Source organism: Streptomyces sp. NPDC003456, assembly GCF_042878735.1.
Taxonomy (GTDB): Bacteria; Actinomycetota; Actinomycetes; order Streptomycetales; family Streptomycetaceae; genus Streptomyces.
In genome coordinates this window covers 1,140,643-1,161,446 of sequence record NZ_JBIAOK010000002.1, presented here as the reverse complement: position 1 = coordinate 1,161,446, position 20,804 = coordinate 1,140,643, and the positions used below count along the sequence as shown (strand labels likewise).

16 protein-coding genes are annotated in these 20,804 nt (G+C 70.2%); 2 read left to right on the top strand and 14 right to left on the bottom strand.

Annotated features, from left to right (window positions below):
* Positions 1 to 27: 27 nt before the first annotated feature.
* Positions 28 to 849 carry a helix-turn-helix domain-containing protein gene (locus tag ACFYWG_RS10660; RefSeq protein ID WP_389200602.1) on the bottom strand — a complete coding sequence of 274 codons (822 nt, stop codon included), beginning with the start codon at positions 847 to 849 and terminating at the stop codon, positions 28 to 30.
* 220 nt (positions 850 to 1,069) lie between these two features.
* Positions 1,070 to 1,903: a helix-turn-helix domain-containing protein gene (locus tag ACFYWG_RS10655; protein ID WP_385418339.1), complete on the bottom strand. Its 834-nt coding sequence runs from the start codon at positions 1,901 to 1,903 to the stop codon at positions 1,070 to 1,072.
* A gap of 121 nt (positions 1,904 to 2,024) precedes the next feature.
* On the opposite strand from ACFYWG_RS10655, the gene ACFYWG_RS10650 reads away from it, so the two are divergent.
* Entirely contained in the window at positions 2,025 to 2,957 is a 933-nt protein-coding gene (locus ACFYWG_RS10650; RefSeq protein WP_389200600.1) for a phytanoyl-CoA dioxygenase family protein, read from the top strand.
* 66 nt (positions 2,958 to 3,023) lie between these two features.
* On the opposite strand, the gene ACFYWG_RS10645 is transcribed toward ACFYWG_RS10650, so the two are convergent.
* From ACFYWG_RS10645 to ACFYWG_RS10595, 11 genes are all read right to left on the bottom strand, one after another.
* Complete coding sequence (locus ACFYWG_RS10645) at positions 3,024 to 4,499, bottom strand: GH1 family beta-glucosidase (RefSeq protein WP_389200598.1); 1,476 nt, start codon at positions 4,497 to 4,499, stop codon at positions 3,024 to 3,026.
* Positions 4,500 to 4,551: 52 nt separating this feature from the next.
* Positions 4,552 to 4,743: a hypothetical protein gene (locus tag ACFYWG_RS10640; protein WP_389200595.1), complete on the bottom strand. Its 192-nt coding sequence runs from the start codon at positions 4,741 to 4,743 to the stop codon at positions 4,552 to 4,554.
* Positions 4,744 to 4,880: 137 nt separating this feature from the next.
* Positions 4,881 to 6,809: a DUF2264 domain-containing protein gene (locus tag ACFYWG_RS10635; RefSeq protein ID WP_389200593.1), complete on the bottom strand. Its 1,929-nt coding sequence runs from the start codon at positions 6,807 to 6,809 to the stop codon at positions 4,881 to 4,883.
* A gap of 32 nt (positions 6,810 to 6,841) precedes the next feature.
* Positions 6,842 to 7,864, bottom strand: a complete 1,023-nt coding sequence (locus ACFYWG_RS10630; RefSeq protein ID WP_383507150.1) for a hydroxyacid dehydrogenase — start codon at positions 7,862 to 7,864, stop codon at positions 6,842 to 6,844.
* Positions 7,865 to 7,873: 9 nt separating this feature from the next.
* Positions 7,874 to 10,081 carry an alpha-galactosidase gene (locus ACFYWG_RS10625; protein ID WP_389200591.1) on the bottom strand — a complete coding sequence of 736 codons (2,208 nt, stop codon included), beginning with the start codon at positions 10,079 to 10,081 and terminating at the stop codon, positions 7,874 to 7,876.
* Positions 10,082 to 10,234: 153 nt separating this feature from the next.
* Positions 10,235 to 11,884 (bottom strand): extracellular solute-binding protein, encoded by a 1,650-nt coding sequence (locus tag ACFYWG_RS10620; RefSeq protein WP_383507156.1) that lies wholly within the window; start codon positions 11,882 to 11,884, stop codon positions 10,235 to 10,237.
* A 163-nt stretch (positions 11,885 to 12,047) separates the two neighbouring features.
* Positions 12,048 to 12,935: a carbohydrate ABC transporter permease gene (locus tag ACFYWG_RS10615; protein WP_383507160.1), complete on the bottom strand. Its 888-nt coding sequence runs from the start codon at positions 12,933 to 12,935 to the stop codon at positions 12,048 to 12,050.
* Entirely contained in the window at positions 12,932 to 13,939 is a 1,008-nt protein-coding gene (locus tag ACFYWG_RS10610) for an ABC transporter permease (RefSeq protein WP_383507190.1), read from the bottom strand. Before ACFYWG_RS10610 ends, ACFYWG_RS10615 begins: the two co-directional genes overlap by 4 nt.
* Before the next feature lie 73 nt (positions 13,940 to 14,012).
* Positions 14,013 to 15,167 carry a glycoside hydrolase family 88 protein gene (locus ACFYWG_RS10605; RefSeq protein ID WP_389200588.1) on the bottom strand — a complete coding sequence of 385 codons (1,155 nt, stop codon included), beginning with the start codon at positions 15,165 to 15,167 and terminating at the stop codon, positions 14,013 to 14,015.
* Positions 15,154 to 15,858: an RraA family protein gene (locus ACFYWG_RS10600; protein WP_389200586.1), complete on the bottom strand. Its 705-nt coding sequence runs from the start codon at positions 15,856 to 15,858 to the stop codon at positions 15,154 to 15,156. The genes ACFYWG_RS10605 and ACFYWG_RS10600 overlap by 14 nt, the downstream gene beginning before the upstream one ends.
* A gap of 248 nt (positions 15,859 to 16,106) precedes the next feature.
* On the bottom strand, positions 16,107 to 17,408 hold the full coding sequence (locus tag ACFYWG_RS10595; protein WP_389200584.1) for a polysaccharide pyruvyl transferase family protein: 1,302 nt from the start codon (positions 17,406 to 17,408) through the stop codon (positions 16,107 to 16,109).
* Between the two features lie 248 nt (positions 17,409 to 17,656).
* Here ACFYWG_RS10595 and ACFYWG_RS10590 point away from each other — a divergent pair, with 248 nt between their 5' ends.
* Positions 17,657 to 19,210, top strand: coding sequence for a right-handed parallel beta-helix repeat-containing protein (locus ACFYWG_RS10590; RefSeq protein WP_389200582.1), 1,554 nt, complete (start codon positions 17,657 to 17,659; stop codon positions 19,208 to 19,210).
* A 318-nt stretch (positions 19,211 to 19,528) separates the two neighbouring features.
* Here ACFYWG_RS10590 and ACFYWG_RS10585 read toward each other — a convergent pair whose 3' ends face one another.
* The gene (locus ACFYWG_RS10585) at positions 19,529 to 20,542 is read right to left on the bottom strand and encodes a LacI family DNA-binding transcriptional regulator (RefSeq protein WP_389200580.1); all 1,014 of its coding nucleotides are present in this window, start codon (positions 20,540 to 20,542) and stop codon (positions 19,529 to 19,531) included.
* Positions 20,543 to 20,804 lie beyond the last annotated feature (262 nt).

Genomic DNA, 20,804 nt, shown 5'->3' with positions numbered 1-20,804 from the left:
CGCGACGCTCCCTCCGGCGGGAGACCCTCAGGAGCGCGCGACGGCCGACGGATTGATCCCCGTGAGCTTCTTGTACAGGTAGCTGAAGTAGTAGACGTCGCGGAAACCGCTCGCGCGTGCCGCTTCGGTGACGTTGTACTCGCCGCTCGCGAGGAACTCGGTCGCTCGGGCGATCTTGAGGTGCTGCTGGTACTGGGTCGCGGTCAATCCGGTCGCGCGCTTGAACAGCGTACGGAAGTGGGAGGAACTGAGGTTGCACAGTCCTGCCAACTCCTCGACGGAGTAGGTTCGGTCGACGTTCTCCGCGAGCAACTGCGTGACCTTGCTGATTCTCCGCTGGTAAGGCGCTTCACGCTCCGGCGCATTGCCCGCGGCGATGATCTTGTTGAGCGTGAGCGCGATCGCGCCCCGAATGCGAAGCAGGTGGCCCGGGTCCTTCCCAGCCCAGGCCGTGTACATGTCCTGGAAGTACGGGGCTGCGTCCGTCCGCACCCCCCTCGTGATGACGGGGATGGCCTCCGGCTCCGACGGCTCGGCCAGCGTGGGATCGACCAGGGTGAACGCGGTGGAGACGAAGCGCCAGGGATCGCCGGAGTCGCTCGACGCGGTGTGCGGAGCGCCTCGGCGCATGTAGAGCACGTCGCCCGCCGTGACTTCGTAGGCCGTGCCGTCTATCAGGTAGTGAGCCCGCCCGGAGACGCAGTAGGCGAGGATCGAGGAGCGCGGGTTGGCGAAGTCCGTGATGCGCCAGTCGGGATGGGGCTGCCGCTCGATCACGTACTCGATGTTCGTGACGAGCAGGTCGTACGCGGTGCGGTCGCCGAACGTCTTCGACAACTGGGATGGCATCGATTCCTCACCGCACTGGTTCAGCTCGCGCGCCTCAGCGGAATTCGGGCGTTGCACCGTCCGCACATGACTCCCCGCGGTTGTATCGACCACGGCTGCGCTCGGGAAGCGTCGTCGAGCTGCGTGATCGTTCCGCGGTGAACGTACCGTACCCCGGAGCCTCGGGCCCAGGTCAAGACACCTGCCGCAGACCTCGCCGAGGGAAGAGCGGACCGAGCGACTACCGGCGATGCAGGCGCCGGTACGTCGCCGGGGGCATCCCGTGGGCAGCGGCGAAGCGGGAGTAGAAGTGGCTCTGCGAGCCGAATCCCGCTGTCGTCGCGACCTCCGCGACGGGCAGTTCCGTGGTCATCAGCAGGCGCCGCGCGTCGGCCAGCCGGCACTCGGTGAGGTAGGCGTGCAGGGTGGTGCCGATGACGTCCTTGAACACACGCATCGCGTAGTGCGGGTGCAGGGGGACGGCACCCGCCACCCGCTCGACGGTGAGCGGTTCACGGGAGTGCGTCGCCATGAAGTGCGCCAGTTCCGCCGCGTGGTGTGCGGCGACGTCCTGTGGGGATGTATGCGTTCCGCGGTCCTCCCGCACCGTGGCCAAGGCCAGCCTGCGCAGCCTGGCTTCGACTTCCAGCAGGACGATGCGGCGCAGTTCCTCGTTCTGCCGTGACAGGTCCTGCGACCAGCGGTCGAAGAGGGCCTGCTCGGCCTCCGGGTCGTCCGCGGGCCCGTCCGTCAGCACCGTTCCCCGCAGCAGTGCCCTCAGGAGCGGGTCGGGCATGCGCCAGCGCAGGAAGACGGCGCGCGGCACGGTCAGCCAGCGCATCGTGCTGTCCGGGTTCGCGGTGACGAGCTGGTGCGGGAGAGCGGCCCAGAAGAAGGCCGTCCCGCCGGGCCGCACCACGGTCCGCCGCCCTCGGAACAGGTAGACCAGCTCACTGTCACCGGAGAAGTTGATCTCGATGTCGTCGTGGCGGTGGGCGTGGCTCATGACCTCGGCCCGGCCTTCCCAGCAGGCGAGACCGAAGACGTCCCGTCGGGGTTCGTGTGACTGCAGCAAGTGACTTTCCAGGAGGCAGGGGCGAGCGAGGAGGAGGAACCTGCTCCTCGGTGCTGATTACGTGGGGCTCGCACGAGCCTGCCAACAGGCGTGTCCGATGTCCACAGAAGGAGCACAACCCATGTCCGTCCCGGCCGCAACCGCCATGTCCCCCCATCATCTGACGCCGGAGCAGGTGGCGTTCTTCGACGAGCACGGCTACCTGGTGCTGCGCGACCGCATACCGGAGGATCTGCTCGGCCGCCTGAAGCGGGCGGCCGAGCACTGGACCGCGTCCGCCCTGCGGCCCCCGCAGGACGAGCAGGACTACCACTTCGCCGATCGTCCCGGCGGCCGTGTCCTGTTCCGGGTGGACTACCTGCACGGCAAGCGTGAGGCCGCCTCCCTGGAACTGCTCGGTTCGCCCGCCGTGCTCGGGATCGCGGAGACGCTGGCCGGACCGAACTTCGTCCCCACGTACGAGTCGCTGGTGCTCAAGCAGGAGGGCGACGGCGCTCCCGTTCCCTGGCACCAGGACGCCGTCCACCCCCGCACGCACCGCATCTTCAACGTCGACGTGTACCTCGATGCCTCACGGTCCGCCGAGGGCGCCTTGCGTGTCGTCCCCGGCTCCCAGCGCCACAAGGCCGACATCTGCACGCTGACCGCCCGGCACGGCTGGGACGTCCCGGGCGCGGTGACGGTGGAGATGGAGCCCGGTGACGTACTCGTCCACGACGTGATGCTCGTGCACGGCTCGGCTTCCGTGCGGGGCAACAGGCTCAGGCGCACCCTCTACTACGAGTTCCGCGCGGCGGAGCAGATCCTCGCCGAGGGCCCGTGGGACGAGGCGTGGGTCGACGCGCGCCTGCGCCTGATGCCGCTGGCCCTGGAGCAGTACGGGGCCCTTCACCCGGGGGAGGCCGGCTTCGCCTGGAACGTCGCGGCGGCTCTCCGGCCCCGACCGCGCGGAGGAGACCGCCAGGCCGAACTGCGGTTGGTGCACGGGACCCACTCCCCCGGGTCGTACTGCAGCGCGGGAGACGTGCCCGACCGGGCCGGTGAGCCGGCCTGAGAGCATCCGTCCGCTGATGCGACGCCCGGCGCCGTGGCGTGCGGCGTCGCATCAGGCAGCGGCGCCTCAGGTGTCGAGCGGCTCGGCGTCGGCGATCGCCGGCAGGGTTCCGGTCGACGCGAGGCGGGCGTACCAGTACGCCGAGTCCTTCCACGTGCGCTCGCCCGTCGGGTACTCGACGCGGATGAGGCCGAACCGCTTGGAGTAGCCGTAGGCCCACTCGAAGTTGTCCATCAGGGACCAGGCGAAGTACGCACGCACGTCCGCCCCGGCGTCGACGGCCGCCCCCACGGCGTCGACGTGGTCGCGCAGGTAGCGTACGCGCCGTGCGTCGTGCACGCGGCGCCGGCCGGCCGCGTCGACGACCGGCTCGTCCGCGAACGCGGCCCCGTTCTCCGTGACGGCGAGCGGCAGGCCGGGGTACCGGCGGTGCAGGTCGACGAGCAGCCGGGTCATGCCCGCGGGCTCGATGTTCCAGCCCATCTCCGTGTGGGGGCCGGGCTGGGGCAGGAACTCGACGTCGGTCACCCCGACCCAAGGAGAGGCGCCGGCGGTCTTGTGCCCGTCGGCTCGCTCGGGCGTGCCGCCGCCGACGAGCTTACGCACGAGTGTCGTGAAGTAGTAGTTGACGCCCAGAACGTCCAGCGGCTGGCGGATCACCTCCAGGTCGCCCTCGTGCACGAAGGACCAGTCGCTCACCTGGGCGGTGTCGGCGAGCAGGTCGTCCGGATAGGCGCCGTCGAGCATGGGGCCGGTGAAGGCCCGGTTGGCCAGCGCGTCGATCTGCCGGACCGCGTCCGCGTCGGCCGGCGACGCGGGGTCGGCGGGATGGATGAGGTGCAGGTTGAGCGTGACGGAGGTGCGCGCGCCGGGAATCTCCTCGCGGATCGCCCGGATCGCGAGGCCGTGCGCCAGGTTGAGGTGGTGCACGGCCGCGAGCGCCGCCGCGGGTTCGGTCCGGCCAGGGGCGTGCACCTCGGAGGCGTAGCCGAGGTAGGAGCTGCAGAACGGCTCGTTCAGCGTGGTCCACACCTCGACCCGCTCCCCCAGTTCGCGGGCCATGTGCCGGGCGTACTCGGCGAACGCCAGCGCCGTCTCGCGGTTGGCCCAGCCTCCCGCGTCCTCCAGTTCCTGGGGCAGGTCCCAGTGGTAGAGCGTCACGTAGGGGCGGATCCCGTGTTCGCGCAGCGAGTCGAGCAGCCGCCGGTAGAAGGTGACGCCCTCGGGATTGAGCGGACCGCGCCCGCCCGGCTGCACACGCGGCCAGGAGAGGGACAGCCGATAGGCGCCGACGCCGAGCCGTGTCAGATGCTCGACGTCCTCGGCCCAGCGGTGGTAGTGGTCGCAGGCGGCATCGCCCGTGTCGCCGTCCTGCGTCCGTCCGGGGGTGTGCGAGAAGGTGTCCCAGATCGACGGGCCGCGGCCGCCCTCACGGGCAGCGCCCTCGATCTGGTAGGCCGCTGTCGCGGTGCCCCAGACGAAGTCGGTCGGGAAGGTACGCGGTGCGCTGGACGCCACCTGCGTCTCGGTCGGTTGATTCATGGTCCAGCCTTCGGATCGGGTCCCGCCGTGTCAGCTCCACGGCGGAACGGGTTCAGGAGGGTTCGTGCAGGGCTGTGCTGCCGCACCGCGCGAGAGCGCCGGCAGTGGTCTGCGACCTCAGGGCGATCGCGGGCCGGTGCCCCCGCTCGACGAGCGCGAAGAAGGCGTCGGCGAACTCCAGGTCCGGGGCGCGGTCGTCGTCGAGGACGAGTGCGAGCGGATGAAGCGCCGATGCCCGCCGCATCGGGCCGCCCTCGAGAGAAGGCTCGGTGGATGGTCCAGCATGGTCGGGCTGACGAGACGGGGGTGGGGCTGGAACAGCGGCCACGCCGAAGCGCGGTACATCCTGTTCTCCCGCTGCGTGGCTTCGCGGCCGGGTGCTCATGCGGTGGGCCCCCTGACGTCGGAAAGGCGTACGCGATGGGTGGAGCCGTCGTTCCAGGTGACGGTGCACAGGTCGGTCTCGAGTGCGACGCGCGGCGGCGGCGTCGGGTCCGCGCCGCTCAGTTCGACGATCGCGGCGTGCCAGAGTCCGCACTCCGGTTCGTCGAAGACGAGCCAGGGTGTGGCGGTCGCACCGGGCAGCGGCGTGGCGTCGGAGTCGGTCTGGACGCCGCTGCGGGGATTCCCGCTGACCGGTCGGACGCTGGAGCGCAGTCCGTCGGTGACGACGGCGGCGCCGCCGAGGGCCAGCAGGCGGACACCGGTGACCGGCCATCCGGTGACGGCGAGGGACGTGGCGCGGTCCGTCTCCCCGGGGTGGGAGTCGAGCCTGACCAGGCGGACTTCCCATGCGTCGCGCACGACGGACCCGACCGTGAGGACTGGCCCGTACCGGTTCGAGCCGTACCGGCCGTGGGCGATGTCCGGCTGGCCCTCGTGAAGATCCATCCATCGGCTCGTCCAGCGGGAGAACCCGAACGCCGTCCCGTCGGCCGCGCAGCCGGTGGCCAGCCGTTCGAAGCCCGCGCGATGGCTGGCCCGGCCCCGAACGTCCCGGACCACGACCGCGGAGTCGGGAAGACGGCCGGCCTCCGCTCGCACCAGGGGGAACGTCGCCGTCGAGTACGCCAGGCGCGCGTAGGTCGGCTCTTCGCTCACCTCGTCGCCGGGCAGGGCATGGTCGGTGCCGTGGTTGTAGACGCGGACGAGTCCGTCGGCGGCCGTCGAGCTGACCAGCCACCCGGGCGCCTGGATCACGGACACCATGTTCGACCGCTCGCTCGGCAGCGGCTCCTCGACGGCGTTCCACAGGGGATGGTCGGCCGGCAGCACCAGACCCATCAGGCCCTTCGCCGCCCAGTACGGAGAGCCGGTGCCCGAGTACGCCTGGGCGAGGTCCGGCCACTCGCGGAACCACCCCAGCGACAGGATGCCGCGCTCGTCGGGCACCCCGTGATCGACGAAGTGCCTGACCATGCCCATGGCCGCGCGACGGAGCTGTCCGAGCGGGAGTACGTCGCTGCCGATGAGCGCCGCCGTCCAGAACGGTGCGGCGGCGGCGAAGCGGTAGATCAGGCTCCGCCCCTGTGCCAGCGGGGCGCCGTCGGCTCCGACGAGCCGCGCCGCGTCGGCGAGGAAGCGGTCGAACCGCCTCCGCCAGGCCGCCTCGGCGGCCTGCGTTCCTCCTCCCATGGCGCGCCACAGGAAGGGGTACAGCTGCAGGGCCCAGCCGTTGTAGTGGTCGAAGGCCCGCGTGACGCCGTCCGCGTACCAGCCGCCTTCACGGGCGAAGGACTCGTGTGCCTGGAGGTCGGCGCGCACGTCGTCCGGGTCGCCGGCCCCTCCGGCCGTGTCGAGGAACTGCTCGACGACCAGGCGGAACCAGACCCAGTTGGTGTTCGGTCCGTCGGTACCGATCACGGTGGACAGGTACGCCACAACGTTGCCCTGTTGTTCCCCGGTGAGCCGGTCCCACACCCACACGCGGCTGAAGTGGAGGCCGATGGCCAGGGCCGCGGCCTCGACCTTCGCCTGAGGGTGCTCGTCCGGGCGCGGCCAGCGGCAGGGGTTCGCGGGGTCGACGCCGGCGGCCAGGCCCGAGGCGTACCACTCGGCGAGGCCGAGGGGGTCCTCACCCCGTTCTCCGGCCAGGCGGAACGCCGCGAGCAGAAAGGTTCTGGCGAATCCCTCGAGGCCGTCGATCGGTCGCACGTCGCGGCCGTCGCCTGCGGGGATCAGGATGTGGGAGCGGTCCGCGGTGGCGTACGGCCGCACCGCCAGCAGCAGTTCGTCGGCGAGGACGGCGAGGTGCTGCCGCGTCCATCCCGTGTGGGGCGCGAGGCGCCGGTCCTCGGGGACCTCGCGCATTTTCTGCCGGACGGTTGTCGTGCGGGGGGAGCTCAAGCCGATCTCTCCAGGTCTGTTCGCCGGACGGGGCTGAGGGGAGGCCGCCCGCGGGCCAGTCGTTCGAGTTCGTCGATCGCGCGGTCCGTGAGGCGGTGCGTCTCGGTGTTCAGCGACCCGGCGATGTGAGGGGTGAGGGACACGTTCTGCAGCGTGTGCAGGACACTCGTCTCCGGCAGCGGCTCGGGGTCGGTGACGTCGAGGACCGCGTTCAGCCGGCCGGAGGAGCACTCGGCCTCCAGCGCGGCGGTGTCGATGAGGCTTCCCCGGGCGGTGTTGATCACGGTCGCGTGGTCCGGGAGGAGGGCCAGTTGCCCGGCCCCGATCAGATGCCGGGTCTCCGGCAGCTCCGGGGCGTGCAGCGACAGGATCGACACCCTGGGCAGCAGGTGTTCCAGTGTGGTGAGCCGTCCGCCGGCAGCGGCGACCGCCGAGGCGTCGGCGTAGGGGTCCACGACCCAGCAGGTCGCCCCGTCCATGCCGCGGCTGACGCGCTCGACGACGAGGCGCCCGATACGGGAGAAGCCGACGATCCCGATCTCGGGGCGGTAGTTGGTCGGCGGGCCGAAGGGTCCGTGCGGTGCGTCCTTCCACACCACGCGCCGCGCGGTGCGGGAGCGGGCGAGGAACTGTGCCTTCTTCCCGGCGAGCAGGATCGACGCGAAGGTGAACTCGGCGACCGGTACGGCGTTGACGTCGGCCGTGTTGGTGAGCAGGATCCCCCGCTCCCAGAACGCGTCCCCGACCAGCTGCTTGACGGTCCCGGCGCAGTGGAGCACCGCCCGCAGCCGGGGCATCCGGTCCAGGGTCTCCTGGTCGAGGGCCGGCGTCCCCCAGGAGGTGAGCAGGACCTGGACCTCGCGCAGGAGCAGGTCGTGGCGCGGGTGGTGCAGGTCCGCGACGAAGGGGGGATCGCACAGCTCGGCGACCCGCTCCAGCCTCGCCAGGTGCGTGGGGGCGAACTGCTGCTCGTAGGCTGCTCGGCTCGCCGCGATCAGGGTGCGAAGGGAGTCAGGCATGTCGGTCGTTCACTTTCCGGCCGGGTCGGCGGCGCCGTGGCGCCGGGGAAGCGCGGTGAGGCGCGTGCAGGAACTCACGAAGTCCTCGGCGGAGAACCGCTGGGTGCCGTTGGTCGGGTGCGTCAGACGATCGGGGTGCACGGCCAGGCCGCGCTCCATGAGGAACGAGCCGCTGGCCTCGGTGGTTTCCCCCCTGCCGCTCATGTCCTCGACCCGGTAGCGGGTGTCCGGGTCCAGTCCGGTCAGCCGGAGCCGGCGGGGTCCGGCGTACAGCGAGCGGCGAGGGTCGTAGGCGAGCAGCACGGCTTCCTCGTCTCCGACGTAGAGCACGCCGCTCGGCTCGTGACCCGGTCGTCCCCCCACCCGGTGCTGGCACCCGTGCTGGACGGTCGCGCGGATCTGCTTGTACTGCGCGACAAGGCCGGCCGCCTCGGCCAGTTCGGCGTCGCTCCACCGGTTGAGGTCTCCCCCCACCCCGAGCACGCCGGCCATCGCGACGTGGAAGCGGTATCCGAGCGGCACGGCACGTCCCGACATGGGGTTCGGCGAGTCGGTCACCCAGTTGCACATGACCGAAGCGGGGTACAGCTGCGAGAAACCGTGCTGGATGGTCTGCCTGTCGAGCGCGTCGGTGTTGTCGGAGGTCCAGAACTGGTCGACCCGCTGCAGGATGCCGGCGTCGACCCGGCCGCCGCCACCGGAGCAGGACTCGATGCGCAGGTACGGATGACGCGACCGCAGCACGTCCATGACGCGGTAGACGGCCTCGGTGTGGCGGTACCAGATCCACCCCTGGTCGGTGGGGCGCTCCGGCCACCCCACCTGGGAGAACGGGCGGTTCATGTCCCACTTCAGGAAGTCCAGCCGGTACTCCCCCACCAGGGCGTCCAGCCGGCGCAGTGCCCACTCCTGGACGTCGGGGCGGGCGAAGTTGAGGACCAGCTGGTTGCGCGCCTCGTGCCGGACCCGGTCGGGGAAGTGCAGCACCCAGTCGGGGTGCTCACGGTAGAGGTCGCTGTCCGGGTTGACCATCTCGGGCTCCACCCAGAGCCCGAACCCCATGCCGAGGCCCCGCACGTGGGCGGCGAGCGGGTGCAGCCCTTTCGGGAAGCGGTCGGGGTTCGGGTGCCAGTCGCCCAGGCCGCGGGTGTCGTCGACGCGGCTGCCGAACCAGCCGTCGTCCAGCACGAACAGCTCCGCTCCCAGCCGGGCCGCACGCTCGGCGAGAGACATCTGGTCCGCCTCGCGAACGTCGAACCCGGTCGCCTCCCACGCGTTGTAGAGCACCGGTCGCACCTCGTCGGGCGAGGGCTTCACATGGGCGTTCAGGTAGTCGTGCCACGCCCGGGACGCCGCGCCGAACCCACCGACCGTGTAGCTGCCGAGCGAGGCGGGGCCCTCGTAGGAGTCGCCGGGCGCGAGCCGGAGGTGTACGCCCTCGTGCCCGAACCCCGCACCGACGGCGACGTCTCCCTCGCCTCGCCGCTGGAGGGTGAGGTGCCAGCTCCCGCTCCAGGCCAGGGCCACGCTGCGCACCTCGCCCTGGTCCTCCGTGGCACCGGGGGGATGCAGCATGACCCAGGGGTTGTTGTGGTGGCTCGTCGTTCCCGTGCGGGCCGTCAGGGTGAGTTCACCGTCGGGGACCGGGGACCGGCGCAGCCGGTTCTCCGCCCCCCAGTGACCGTGCACGGTGCTGAACCACGGGTCGCTCTCCTCCTCGACGCGCCAGGAGGCGGAGTCCGCTCGCAGCACGGTCAGGTCTCCGGTGGCGGTCTCGGCCCAGTCGAGCGTCAGCCACCGGCGGATGACGTCGGTGTCGTCCCGCACCGCGTAGTGCAGCGTCACGGTCAGGGGGAACAACCGGTCCCGCAACCGCAGGTGCAGCTCCTGCTGATGGGCGCTGTCGGTGGTCTCGTATCCGTCGTACTCGAGTTCCAGAGCCCGGACGTTGCCGGGGAACTCGACCTGCAGGCCCGGCAGCGCCCAGCCGAGACCGCCGTCCGGGATGATCTCCTGTTCGAGCTGGGCGGGGCGAGCGCTGTCCGTCTGCCACCGTGGCTGCTCGCCTCGGCGTACCGTCTCCCAGTCGCCTGGCGGCAGGGCGGCTCCCCAGTGGCGTTGCACGGGCAGCCCGGCCTCGGACAGGGCGACGGCGTACAGCGTGCGGGGTGTGCACAGAAACCACGCCCTGCGGTCGTCCGCGACATGAAGGGGCATCGGACGGTGTTCCTTCCTTTCGTGCGGGAGGGCCGGAGGGACGCCGCGCGGGGCGTCAGGAGTGAGCGGCGCCCCTCCGGGGATCAAGCGGGTACGGGCACGAACGCGTGCGGCGCACCCCGTTCGGGCGAGTGTCCTCGAGCCCGAGGCGTCTCACTGCTTGGCAAGCGCCTTCTCGTACTCGGTCCTGATCTGCTTGCCGCCCTGCGCCTTCCACTGGCCCACCAGGTCGTCGAGTGCGGACATCGGCTTGCGTCCCACCGTGACCGAGGTGACGGTGTCGTCGATCAGGGTCTGCAGCGACGAGGCGACCCGGGACTCCGTCGCGGAGGTCAGGCCGTGTACCGCATTTCTCACGCCGTTCTTCGACAGGTCGCTCTGCCATGCGTGGGCCGGCTTGACGTACTCGTCCACGTACTTCGCGTCGAACAGCACCTGCTCGGCGGCCCCCACGTACTGGTAGGAGAGGATGATCTCCTTCTGCCCCAGCTTCGTGAGGGCGGGGCCCGTCTTGGAGTCGGTGCTGTGTACCTTGCGCTGGCCGAAGTTGACGAGGTCGTACTCCTGGCTGCCGAAGGGAGCGGCGAGGTAGTCGGCGATCGCGAGGATCTCCTCGACGCGGTCCTCCGCCTCCTTCGTGATCACCGTCATGCCGAACGAGCCCGCGCCGAGGTTGTTCTGCCCGGGGCCGCCGTCGGCGCCGATCTGCGGGAGCGCGCCCACCAGCAGGTCGGGATCGACGCTCTGCCCGTCCCGCTGGATCGCTCCCCAGCCCTGGTTACCGCGGAAGGTGATCAGCGCCTTGCGCGTGGTGAACAGGTTCGCGCCCTTGTTCTGGTCCATCGAGGGGCTGTCCGGGTGGTAGACGCCCGCGTCCCACAGCTTCTTGCTGAACGCGACCGAATCCCGGAACGCGTCGGTCTCGATGAAGTGGGTCAGCTTCCCGCCGTCCTCGGCCCAGCCGTTGGGCACGCCGAACATGCCCCGGTAGTAGTCGATGCCGAAGGGGTTGGCGGGATTGGTGCCGGCTATGGCGTACTCACCGCGCCGGCGGTTGGTGAACTCCTTGCAGAACGCGACGAATTCGTCGGCGTTGGTGGGAAGGGCGACGCCCCGTGCCTCGACGATGTCCTTGCGGTAGAACGGGGCGGGCTGGAACGGGTTGCGTGGGATGGGGACACCCCAGATGCGGCCGTTGAGCCGGACACCGCTCCAGCTCGGCGTGGGGATCGCGGCGAGGTTCGGGTACTTCTTCACGGCGTCGCCGGCCAGGTGGTCCGACAGGTCGACGCACTTGGCCCGCAGGAACTCGGTCAGCCGCGGGAGCCCGAGGTACCACACGATCTCCATCGTGTGGGGAAGGTCGCCGCCGGCGACGACGGTGCTGAAGCGTTGCGCGTAGTCGGCCGCGGGCACCATCACCAGGTCGACGGGGGCGTTCAGGGCCTTGTTGACGGCCTCGAAGTACTTCGAGCGGGCGGGAGCCGGTGAGAAGGTCATGACCATCGACTTGAGCTCGGTCCCGCTGCCGGGCGCCTTGTCGACCGTCCGGATCAGCTGGTCCGGGTAGGTGAAGTAGCCGGGTGCCACACCGGCGGACGTGGCGGGGAGGTCGGGCTTCAGCCCCTTCGGCGCGACGTACGTCGGAAGGTCGACGGCGGCGCCGCCGCCGCTGCCCCCGGAGCCGCCGGAGCTGCAGCCGGTGAGCAGACCGGTGCCGACCGAGGCGCCGGCCAGCGCGGCCAGGGACAGGAACCGTCGTCTGTCGAGCGACGGGGTCGGGATGTTGCGGGAGCGGCTCATTGCTTCACTGACCCTTCGGAGAATGACGGACGTGACTGTCGTCGGCAGTTCGGCCGGGGCGCTGGGAGGGAACGCCGGAACGGCCGGCGGCCGTAGGAACGGCCCGGGGGTGACTCGGGGGCGGCCGGGGCCGCAAGCGGGAGGATCGCGTGGTCCTCACCGGTCAGCCCTTGATGGCGCCGGTGATGACTCCCTTCGTGAAGTGCCGCTGCACGAAGGGGAAGGCGATCAGGACCGGGATGACGGCGACGACCACGATCGCCATCTGCAGGGCCTGCTGGGGAGGAGGCGCTTCGCCGGAGACGGCCATGTCCTGGCCTTCGAGCACGAAGACCCTCAGGACCAGCTGGAGCGGCCACTTCGACTCGGTCGTCATGTAGAGCATCGCGCTGAAGAAGGAGTTCCAGTACGCGACTCCGTAGAACATCGCGATGACCGCGACGATCGCCTTGGACAGCGGGAGGACGACGCGTCGCAGGATCATGAACTCCCCCGCGCCGTCGATGCGCGCGGCCTCCCGCAGTTCGGCGGGGATGTCGAGGAAGAAGTTCCTGAGGATCACGAGGTTGAAGGCGTTGATCGCCGTGGGCAGGATCAGTGCCCAGTAGCTGTCCAGCAACCCCAGCTCCTTCACCACCAGGTAGCTGGGGATGATGCCCGGGGTGAACAGGAGCGTCAGTAGGACGATCGTCAGCAGGGGGCCGTGGCCGAACGAGTCGCGCCGGCTCAGCCCGTAGGCCGCCAGCACCGTGCAGGACACGCTGAGAAGGGTGCCGACGACGGTGATCACGATGCTGATGACGACGGCCCGGCTGACCACGCCGCCGCCCAGGATCTCGTTGTACGCGGCGAACGAGAGGTCCGTCGGCAGGACGACCATGCCTCCCGCGCGGGAGATCGCCTCCTGACTCGACACGCTGGTCGACAGGACGACCAGGAAGGGGAAGACGACGGCGACCAGTACGGCGGCCAGCACGGTGAACTTGACGGTGCGGGCGAGCAGGGAGGGCTTCTCCATCCACGCCGGGCGGTTCGCTGAGTATCGGCTCATCTCTTCGTGTACACCCCGTCCTGGCCGAACTTGTGGGCAAGCTTGTTCGCGCCGAGCACCAGGAACAGCGCCACGATCCCCTTGAACAGGCCGGCCGCCGCGGCGACCGACCAGTTTCCGTTCTCCACACCGAAGAAGTAGATGTAGGTGTCGAGCACTTCCGCGGCCTCCGGTCCCACGCTCGAGCGCTGCAGCAGGACTTGCTCGAAGCCCACCGTCAGGGCGTCCCCCAGGCGCAGGATCAGCAGCAGGATGATCACCGGACGCAGCCCCGGCAGGGAGACGTGCCACAGCCGCCGCCAGTACCCGGCCCCGTCCACGGCGGCCGACTCGTACTGGCTGGAGTCGATCGAGGCGAGCGCCGCGGTCAGGATGATGGACGCCCATCCCGCGTCCTTCCACGTCACCTCGGCGACCAGCAGCAACTTGAACAGCGACTCGTCGCCGATGATGTCGATGGTGTCCCAGCCGCGGTCCAGCATGAACTGGTTGATGACGCCGGCGTCGCCGAGGATCTGCTGGAAGAGCGCGACGATGACGACCCAGGAGATGAAGTGGGGCAGGAACATCGCGCTGCGGATGAGGCCCTTGATCCGCTCGTGGAACAGACTGTCGAGCAGCAGGGCGATCGCGATCGGGACGGGGAAGAACAGGACCAGGTTGAGCAGCGTGATGACCAGGGTGTTGCGGACGGCGTTCCAGAACGCCGGGTCCGCGAAGAGCGTCTCGAAGTTCTGCAGCCCCACGAACGGGGAGTCCGGGATGCCGATGAACGGAACGTAGTCCTGGAACGCGATGACGTTGCCCAGCAGCGGCAGGTAGTGGAAGACGAGGAACAGCAGCAGGCCCGGCAGGACCATCAGAAGCAGTGCCCGGTCGCGGACGAACCGCTTGCGTCGCGATGTCCCGGCCGGCTTGCGCCGGTCGGGGCTCCCGGCCGAGACCCCCGTGGGTTTGCCGTCGTTCGGTCCGGCCCTGCCGGTGCCGTGCGCGGCGCTCGGCATCCGAGACGGACGGGCCTGCGTCGCTGTGACGGCCCCGCCCTCGTCCGGCACGGTGCGGCCGGCTCTTGTGTGATCAGCCATGAGCGTGGCGCCCCTTCCATGGTTCCAGGAACGTGGTCTGCTGCGGCTCGGCGCGCAGGACCACGCGATCCACGCCCGCGACGGGCGCGACGCCCAGCGCCAGGACCAGCGGCCCGCAACCGTGCGGCTCGTCGCGGTACGGGGCCTGGGCGGTCAGATACGCCTCGACGGTGCCCCTGGCCGCGCCGGTTCCCGGGCACAGCGCGCCCGGACAGCTGTTCTCGATCGAGAAGTCCTGGTTGACGCAGCTCGCGGTGAGACCGGTCAGGCCGCGGCGCAGCGCGTCGCGCCACACGGGCCCTTCGAGGACGCCGCACTCGATCCCGACCCCGATGCCGTAAAGGATGAGACCGGTGCCGGAGGACTCCTCCCAGGCCGTGGGCAGCGGTATCTCCTGCCGCCACAGACCCCGGGGACTCTGATGCGGCAGCAGCGCCTGGGACAGGGCCCGGAACCGGCCGACCACCTCGCCCCTGCGGGGGTCGTCATGGGCCAGGCCGCGCACCAGCTCGGCCAGGGCGAAGTACCCCCAGCCGTTCCCGCGCCCCCAGTGGTCCTGGGAGAGGACTCCCGGGGCGATGAATCCGCGGCACTGGTGCAGCAGACCGTTCGCGCTATCCAGCAGTTCGTCGTACGGGAGCACCGCCTGGTCGACGGCCTCGTCGATGTAACGGCGATTCCGAAGTGCCTGGCCCGCGTGGAGGAGGAAGGGCGTCGCCGCCATCGCCGCGTCGATCCAGATGAGATCGCCGGAGCTGTGCGGGAGCTTGAGGATGCCCTTGCCGTCGCGGGGGGCCGCCATCATCTCCTCGGCGTACTCACGCACCCACTCCCGGCGCTCCGGCATGCGGCCCTGGGCGAGGAGGAAGCTCTGCGCCATCCCGCCGATCCGATAGCTCGGGAAGTTGTACGGAGGGTGCTCGATCTCGTCGGGGAACCGGCGCAGCACTCGCTCGACGCGGTCCAGCACCGCGGAGTTCCCGGTGCCCTGACCGACGCGCGCCAGCGCGTAGAGGGCCAGGAGTCCGTAGTAGGCCTTGACCTCGCCGGACCGCTCGTAGTGGTCGTACAGGTCCACGGCGAGAGAGGCCGGCGCGGCGACGGCAGGCGACCCGAGCCCGTGCGGGGCGTGCTCAGAAATACCCACCGCGCTCCACCACCTCTCTGGGGGTCAGCCCGTCGTGGATCAGCGACTTGATGTCGTTCTCCTGCTCCTCGACGGCCTCAGCGGCTAGCAGGACCTCGGCCGCTCGGTCCCTGGGCACCACGATGACGCCGTCCAGGTCGCCGACGATCACGTCACCGGGCTCGATGGTCACCGAGCCGATGCGGACCGGTGTCTGCCAGGCGGACATCCGGAATCTGCCGAGCATGCCGTTGGACGTGCGGTATCGGCAGAAGACGGGAAAGCCCAGTTGGAGCAGCTTCTCGGTGTCGCGCACACCCCCGTCGACGACCGCTCCGCGGGCGCCCCGGCGCATCGCCGCCAGGGTCATCACCTCGCCCCACTGGGCGGATTCGTCGTCCCCCGACGTGTCCCAGACGCACACCGAGTTGCTCGTGATCGCTTCGAGCATCGCGGCGCGCTCCTCCATCTCGTCGTCGAGGACCAGGTTCTTCGAGCCCTTGATCGTGAAGGCGATGCCGGCGGTGCGTGCCGTCGGCATCAGGGGTGTGACAGCCGGCGGGAGCACCTGGTGCAGCAGGCCGTGCGCCCGGAGCACGTCGTTGATGGCTGCCGTGGGTACGTCGCCGAAGCGGTCACACAGCTCGCTCTCGCCGATCTGCGGGGTAGGGACGACTTCGCCGGTGGCAGGGTTCGAGACATCGTTCGACAACGCCGGATCCTTCCTTCTTCGCCTGAGCATGCGGTCGGCCCGGGTTCCGCTCGTGGGGGCGACCTGCTGGTGTGTGCGATGTGGTCCCACGAAGGTATGGGGGCGTGAGGCCGGTGCGACGGTGCCGCCCGGCGAACCTTTGCACGATGTGACGGTCGTCGGAGTCGGCCCGGATCGAGCAGCCACCACGGTGCGGCGCCGGATGTGCGGGCACACGGGTGCGGCCGGGAGGCCGCCCGGGGAAGCCGTCACCGGCTCCTCGCGACGGCCCTGCTGACCGTCACCCGGATCGTCTCGACGGCGTCGCTGATCAGCGATTCCGCGGCGGCACGTACGTCCAGCGTCGCCCGGCCGGCTTCCTCCCGGTCGGAGAGGATCTCGCCCAGCACCCGGCCGGCGTCGCGGCCCGCTGTCGGCCCCGCCTCGACGAGCCGCCCGCCGATACCGAGGTCCCGGTACATGTGGCCCTTGATGGTGTCGGTGGGCTGGCGGAGGTAGATCGCGGGCACACCGGCCGCCAGTGCGATCAGCGGACTGTGGCACTCCATGCTGATCACCGCGGCCGCTCGGCGGTAGACCGCGGCGGCCTCCGTCAGGGACCAGAAGTGCGGAACGACGTGGACACGCGGCGCGACGTCGGCGGCGAGATCACCCGGACCGAAGTGCGCCTGCGCCAGCGGCACTTCGTACTCCATCTCCGGGCAGACCAGGACGTGCTGTCCGGTCCGGCGGACGTGACGCTCCACGATCTCGCGGAGGGCGTCCATGTCGGACTGCTCGAAGGTGGCGTTCACCGCGTCCTGCAGCACGTGCCGGCGCTCGGGTTCCAGGTCGAAGATCTGGTGGTACGGGGTGAACCGGAGCCGGGGGATGACACAGATGAAGTCCTCGCCGCAGCCGAGCCGGGTCAGCAGCGCACTCCCCGCTTCCGCGTCCTGGAGGTCGCAGCAGACCACGGCGTCGGGCATGAACGAGGCGGACACCAGGCCCTGGCTCCACAGGTACTTCACCGACAGCGAGTCCCGGCAGTAGAGGAAGGCCGCCCCCTCCAGCAGGCCGCGGTCCGCCGCACTGAGGATGGGCTGCGAGATGGCCTCGACCATCGCCGTCACCTCGTCGAGGGTGCCGAAGAATCCCGGCCCGGCCACCTGCGCCAGTGGATCGAACGTCACGCCGAAGAACCCGTAGGGCTTGTCGGTGTGGGCGCGCCAGGCCTCCAGCTCCGCACGGGCGAGGATGGACGGGCCGGAACCGTGCACGAGGACGTCGGACTCCTCGAAGAGCCGCAGGATCCTCCTGCTGGGGGCCTCCCCCTCGACCAGCCGCTCTTCGACGATGGTGACGTCGGGAAAGTGCTCGGCGAACATCTTCCGTTCGCGCTCGCCGGAGGACCACGCCCACAGGGTCACCTGCGCGCCCTCGCAGAAGCGCTGGAACGCCCTCAGGGCGCCGGGGCTGTGAGCGACGTCCCCGATGTTGATGGTCTGCCAGGACGAGACCAGCAGGATTCGCGGGGGACGATCTCGGACGCCGTCAACAGGGCGCATCATGCCACTCCATCATCGAGACACAGGGCTCGGCTTCGAACCGGCCGCGCCCCAAGGCTGGCAGTGATTAATCGAAAAATCAACGCTTCGTTCAGCTTGAGTTCGAGGGTGAGGACGGAAGCACCGGGACAGCCGCGCCCGTGGAGCCTCCGGGCGCCCCGGGCCACCGCGCGACGTGGAGCCGCTGCTTCGCTGTCTGTTACGGTCGTCGCGCCAACTCGCCCGGACCGCACACATGTTGAGGTCCTACCGTGCTGACGCTGATGGCCGGCTGCGCCGCCGGCGAGGAGGACGGCGCGCACGGGTCGGCCCCTGCGCAGACAGCCTCCGGCAGCAGTGGCGTGCCGGAGGCCGAGAGGAGTCCGACGCCGCCGGACAAGCCGGCGCCCAGCAGCAGCGAGCCCGGATCCTCAGCGACAAGCCGTGCTCCTCAGGAGACGACCGCCGACGAGATCGGTGCGGCCTCCGCCCGGGTACCGGCCCCCGCCTGGCAGGGCAACGCCGCACCCGTCGAGGTACTGCTCGTACGGGCCGGCGCGCGGGGCGGCAACGAGTTCGCCACCCTCGACGCGGCCCTGGAGGCCGCCCGCCGGCGCGGACCCGCCGGACTCCTCATCCGGGTGCAGGGTATGCACACGCCGACGAAGGAATCCGCGGTCAACCTGTCCGGGACGCGGGGCCGCCCACTGATCATCGAAGGCGCCGGACCCGGATCAGGGATCGACATGAGCAAGGCGCCCGCGGTGCCGCTCAAGAGCTTCCAGGGCCCGAACTGCCTCGCGGTCAACCACGCCGAGTACGTCGTGGTCCGCAACCTCACGTGCCGGAACAACCGCAGTGGTGCGGGCATCACCGTCTACGCGTCCGCCCATGTGCGGATCAGCAACACCAAGGTCCTCCACGTCAAGAACGCGGGAATCAACTCGCTGGGCACCGCGAAGCGACGCAACCGGCAGATCCTGCTCGACGGCAACGAGGTCACCGCGACCAGCACGCGGCACAGCCCCGCACTCCGGCCCCGGGGCGCCGACTGGAGTCCCGCGGTCGTGGCCCACAACACCGATGGCGTGACCATCACCGGCAACGAGGTCTACGAGAACTTCGGCGAGGGCATCGACTGTCTGCTGTCGACCGGCTGCACCGTCTCGCGCAACACCGTCCGTGACAACTGGAGCGTGAACGTCTACGTCGACAATGCGTCGCACGTCAGCATCGACCGCAACTTCATCACCAGCACCGGCAAGGAGACGTTCGAGCGCAACAGCCGGCCCGCCGCGGGGATCCAGCTCGCGCAGGAGCGCTATCGGGGTTTCGTGCCCCTGAAGAACGTGTCGATCACCCATAACGTGGTGAGTGGCTCCGCCGCCGCCCTGAGCTACTACCCCTATGAGTGCGACACCCGGGACGACGCCGCCGAGGCGTGCGGCATGCGCGATGTCCCGGTCGCGCACAACACCTTCGCCCGGCCCGCACGCCTCGCGAAGGTCTCCGAGGCGCTCGTCGTCGTCGGCGGAACACCCGACGAGCGCACGGTGGACAATCTCAGCCTCGTCAACAACGTCTTCGCGGCCCCGTCGCACGGCCTGCTGGAGATCGGCAGCGGCTCCGGGGTCCGCTTCGACACCAACTGCTGGTCGAACCGTCCGCCCCAGCAGGTCGACACCCGGGCGACCGTCGGCGACCCCCGCTTCAGGGACGCCGACAGCCAGAGTCCGAAGGACTATCAGGTCGGTTCGGGCTCTCCCTGCACCCGTACCCCGTCGAAGGCCGGTCGTCCCGGCGTGAAGACCCTCGGCGCGCTGTAGGGACGAGGGCGCCTGATGGCGGGACGGACAGGTCCACGCGGGAAACCTGTTCCGTCCCGCTCTCTTCTCGGCAGCGGCGTCAGCGTGTGCAGCCGTGCCTGGTCGTGGGCGTCACCGATGCGGCCCTCGTCCCCAGGCCGGCCTGCTCGACATGCCCGCCCGCCGCTCCGCCACCGGAAGCATGGATGTGCGCTTGCGAACGGTCGGGCTCGGCGCCGCCCGCGTACCGCCGCAGCCCGGGAGGGGACGCTCTGCGCGCACTCCGAGCACCCTGGGCGCCTCGTCGCTGCCGGGGCGGGGTCCGGCCGGCCCGGCCCGTTACGTCGGGCCGAGGGGAGCGGTGGAGCCCCGGTCGATGATCGTGGGAGCGGGCTTGCGGACGGTCGCGCTGCGGCCCTGGCCGCCGTCGATCATCCGCATCAGCGTCTCGTAGCCGCGGACGCCCGCTTCGTAGAGAGGCATCTTCACCGTCGACAGCGCCGGCCGGTAGAAGTCGGCCTGCGGGATGTCGTGATAGGCGATCACGGAGAGGTCGTCGGGCACCCGCAGGCCGAGGTCGGCGACCGCCGCGATGAGCCCACGCGCGAGCACGACGTTGTCGATCACGACGGCCGTCGGAGGGTCGCTCCGGCGCATCAGGGAGGACAGGCGCGTCTTCACGTCGTGGGGCTCGTACCCGGGCATGATCCACTCCCGGCCGGGAGGCGTCAGCCTCCGGCTTCTGAAGGCCGCGCGATAGCCGTTCCCCCGGGCGTCCGCGGTGAAGGGCGTGGGCGGACCGCCGATGAGCGCGATTCTCCGGTGGCCCAGTTCCAGGAGGTGATCCGTCGCGAGGAAGATCCCTTCGCGGTCGTCGACCCACACACAGACGTGGGTGCCGTCGGACGGGCCGTTCAGAATGACGCAGGGCACCCCTCGCGCGGTGAACGCCGCGATGTTCTCGTTGTCGACCGCCATGAACCGGACGAGGAAACCGTCCGCCATGCCCGTGCCCACGAGGCGGCTCATGAGATTGCTTCCGGGGGAGATGCGGTCGGAGTCGGATATGAGCACGACGCCTTCGTGGGCGTCCGCAGCATCCTGCACTCCGCGCAGCGCCTCGTCGAAGACAGGGTTGGAGATCTTCGGCGTGATCGTGGCGACGATGCCGGTGCGCGAGGTCTTCAGCGACCTGGCGGCGTGATTGGGCACGTAGCCGAGCTCACGGATCGCCTCGAGCACCCGCTGCCGCGTGGCTTCGCTCATGCGAACGGTGCTGCTGCCCGAGATGGCGGCGGACACGACAGCCGCTGAGACGCCCGCGTGCTCGGCCACCGTGCGGAGAGTAACCATGGGCACAGAATCTACCGCAACGCATTCTGCGTCCACCCCGGGCGGCCCTGCCGTGACCTGGCGCAATTCTCGCCTCGCCGGGGAAGCGGACACCGCTGAGGAAAGCCTCTGCAAGGCGTCGACCTCCGGGTCGGAACCAATGTGTGACGCGACCCTTGATTTTGCGTTCAATCGCCGTGACGATGGGGCCTCGAGTCAGGCACCCCATGCCCAACGCCTCTGCGTGGAGCGGACGTTCTGTGGTGACGCGACACCCGGTTCC

Bases quoted from the DNA above. Each gene is read 5' to 3' on its own strand.
- ACFYWG_RS10660 (WP_389200602.1), bottom strand. From the start codon at position 849: ATGCCATCCCAGTTGTCGAAGACGTTCGGCGACCGCACCGCGTACGAC.
- ACFYWG_RS10650 (WP_389200600.1), top strand. From the start codon at position 2,025: ATGTCCGTCCCGGCCGCAACCGCCATGTCCCCCCATCATCTGACGCCG.
- ACFYWG_RS10645 (WP_389200598.1), bottom strand. From the start codon at position 4,499: ATGAATCAACCGACCGAGACGCAGGTGGCGTCCAGCGCACCGCGTACC.
- ACFYWG_RS10640 (WP_389200595.1), bottom strand. From the start codon at position 4,743: ATGCGGCGGGCATCGGCGCTTCATCCGCTCGCACTCGTCCTCGACGAC.
- ACFYWG_RS10635 (WP_389200593.1), bottom strand. From the start codon at position 6,809: ATGCGCGAGGTCCCCGAGGACCGGCGCCTCGCGCCCCACACGGGATGG.
- ACFYWG_RS10630 (WP_383507150.1), bottom strand. From the start codon at position 7,864: ATGCCTGACTCCCTTCGCACCCTGATCGCGGCGAGCCGAGCAGCCTAC.
- ACFYWG_RS10625 (WP_389200591.1), bottom strand. From the start codon at position 10,081: ATGCCCCTTCATGTCGCGGACGACCGCAGGGCGTGGTTTCTGTGCACA.
- ACFYWG_RS10620 (WP_383507156.1), bottom strand. From the start codon at position 11,884: ATGAGCCGCTCCCGCAACATCCCGACCCCGTCGCTCGACAGACGACGG.
- ACFYWG_RS10615 (WP_383507160.1), bottom strand. From the start codon at position 12,935: ATGAGCCGATACTCAGCGAACCGCCCGGCGTGGATGGAGAAGCCCTCC.
- ACFYWG_RS10610 (WP_383507190.1), bottom strand. From the start codon at position 13,939: ATGCCGAGCGCCGCGCACGGCACCGGCAGGGCCGGACCGAACGACGGC.
- ACFYWG_RS10595 (WP_389200584.1), bottom strand. From the start codon at position 17,408: ATGATGCGCCCTGTTGACGGCGTCCGAGATCGTCCCCCGCGAATCCTG.
- ACFYWG_RS10585 (WP_389200580.1), bottom strand. From the start codon at position 20,542: ATGGTTACTCTCCGCACGGTGGCCGAGCACGCGGGCGTCTCAGCGGCT.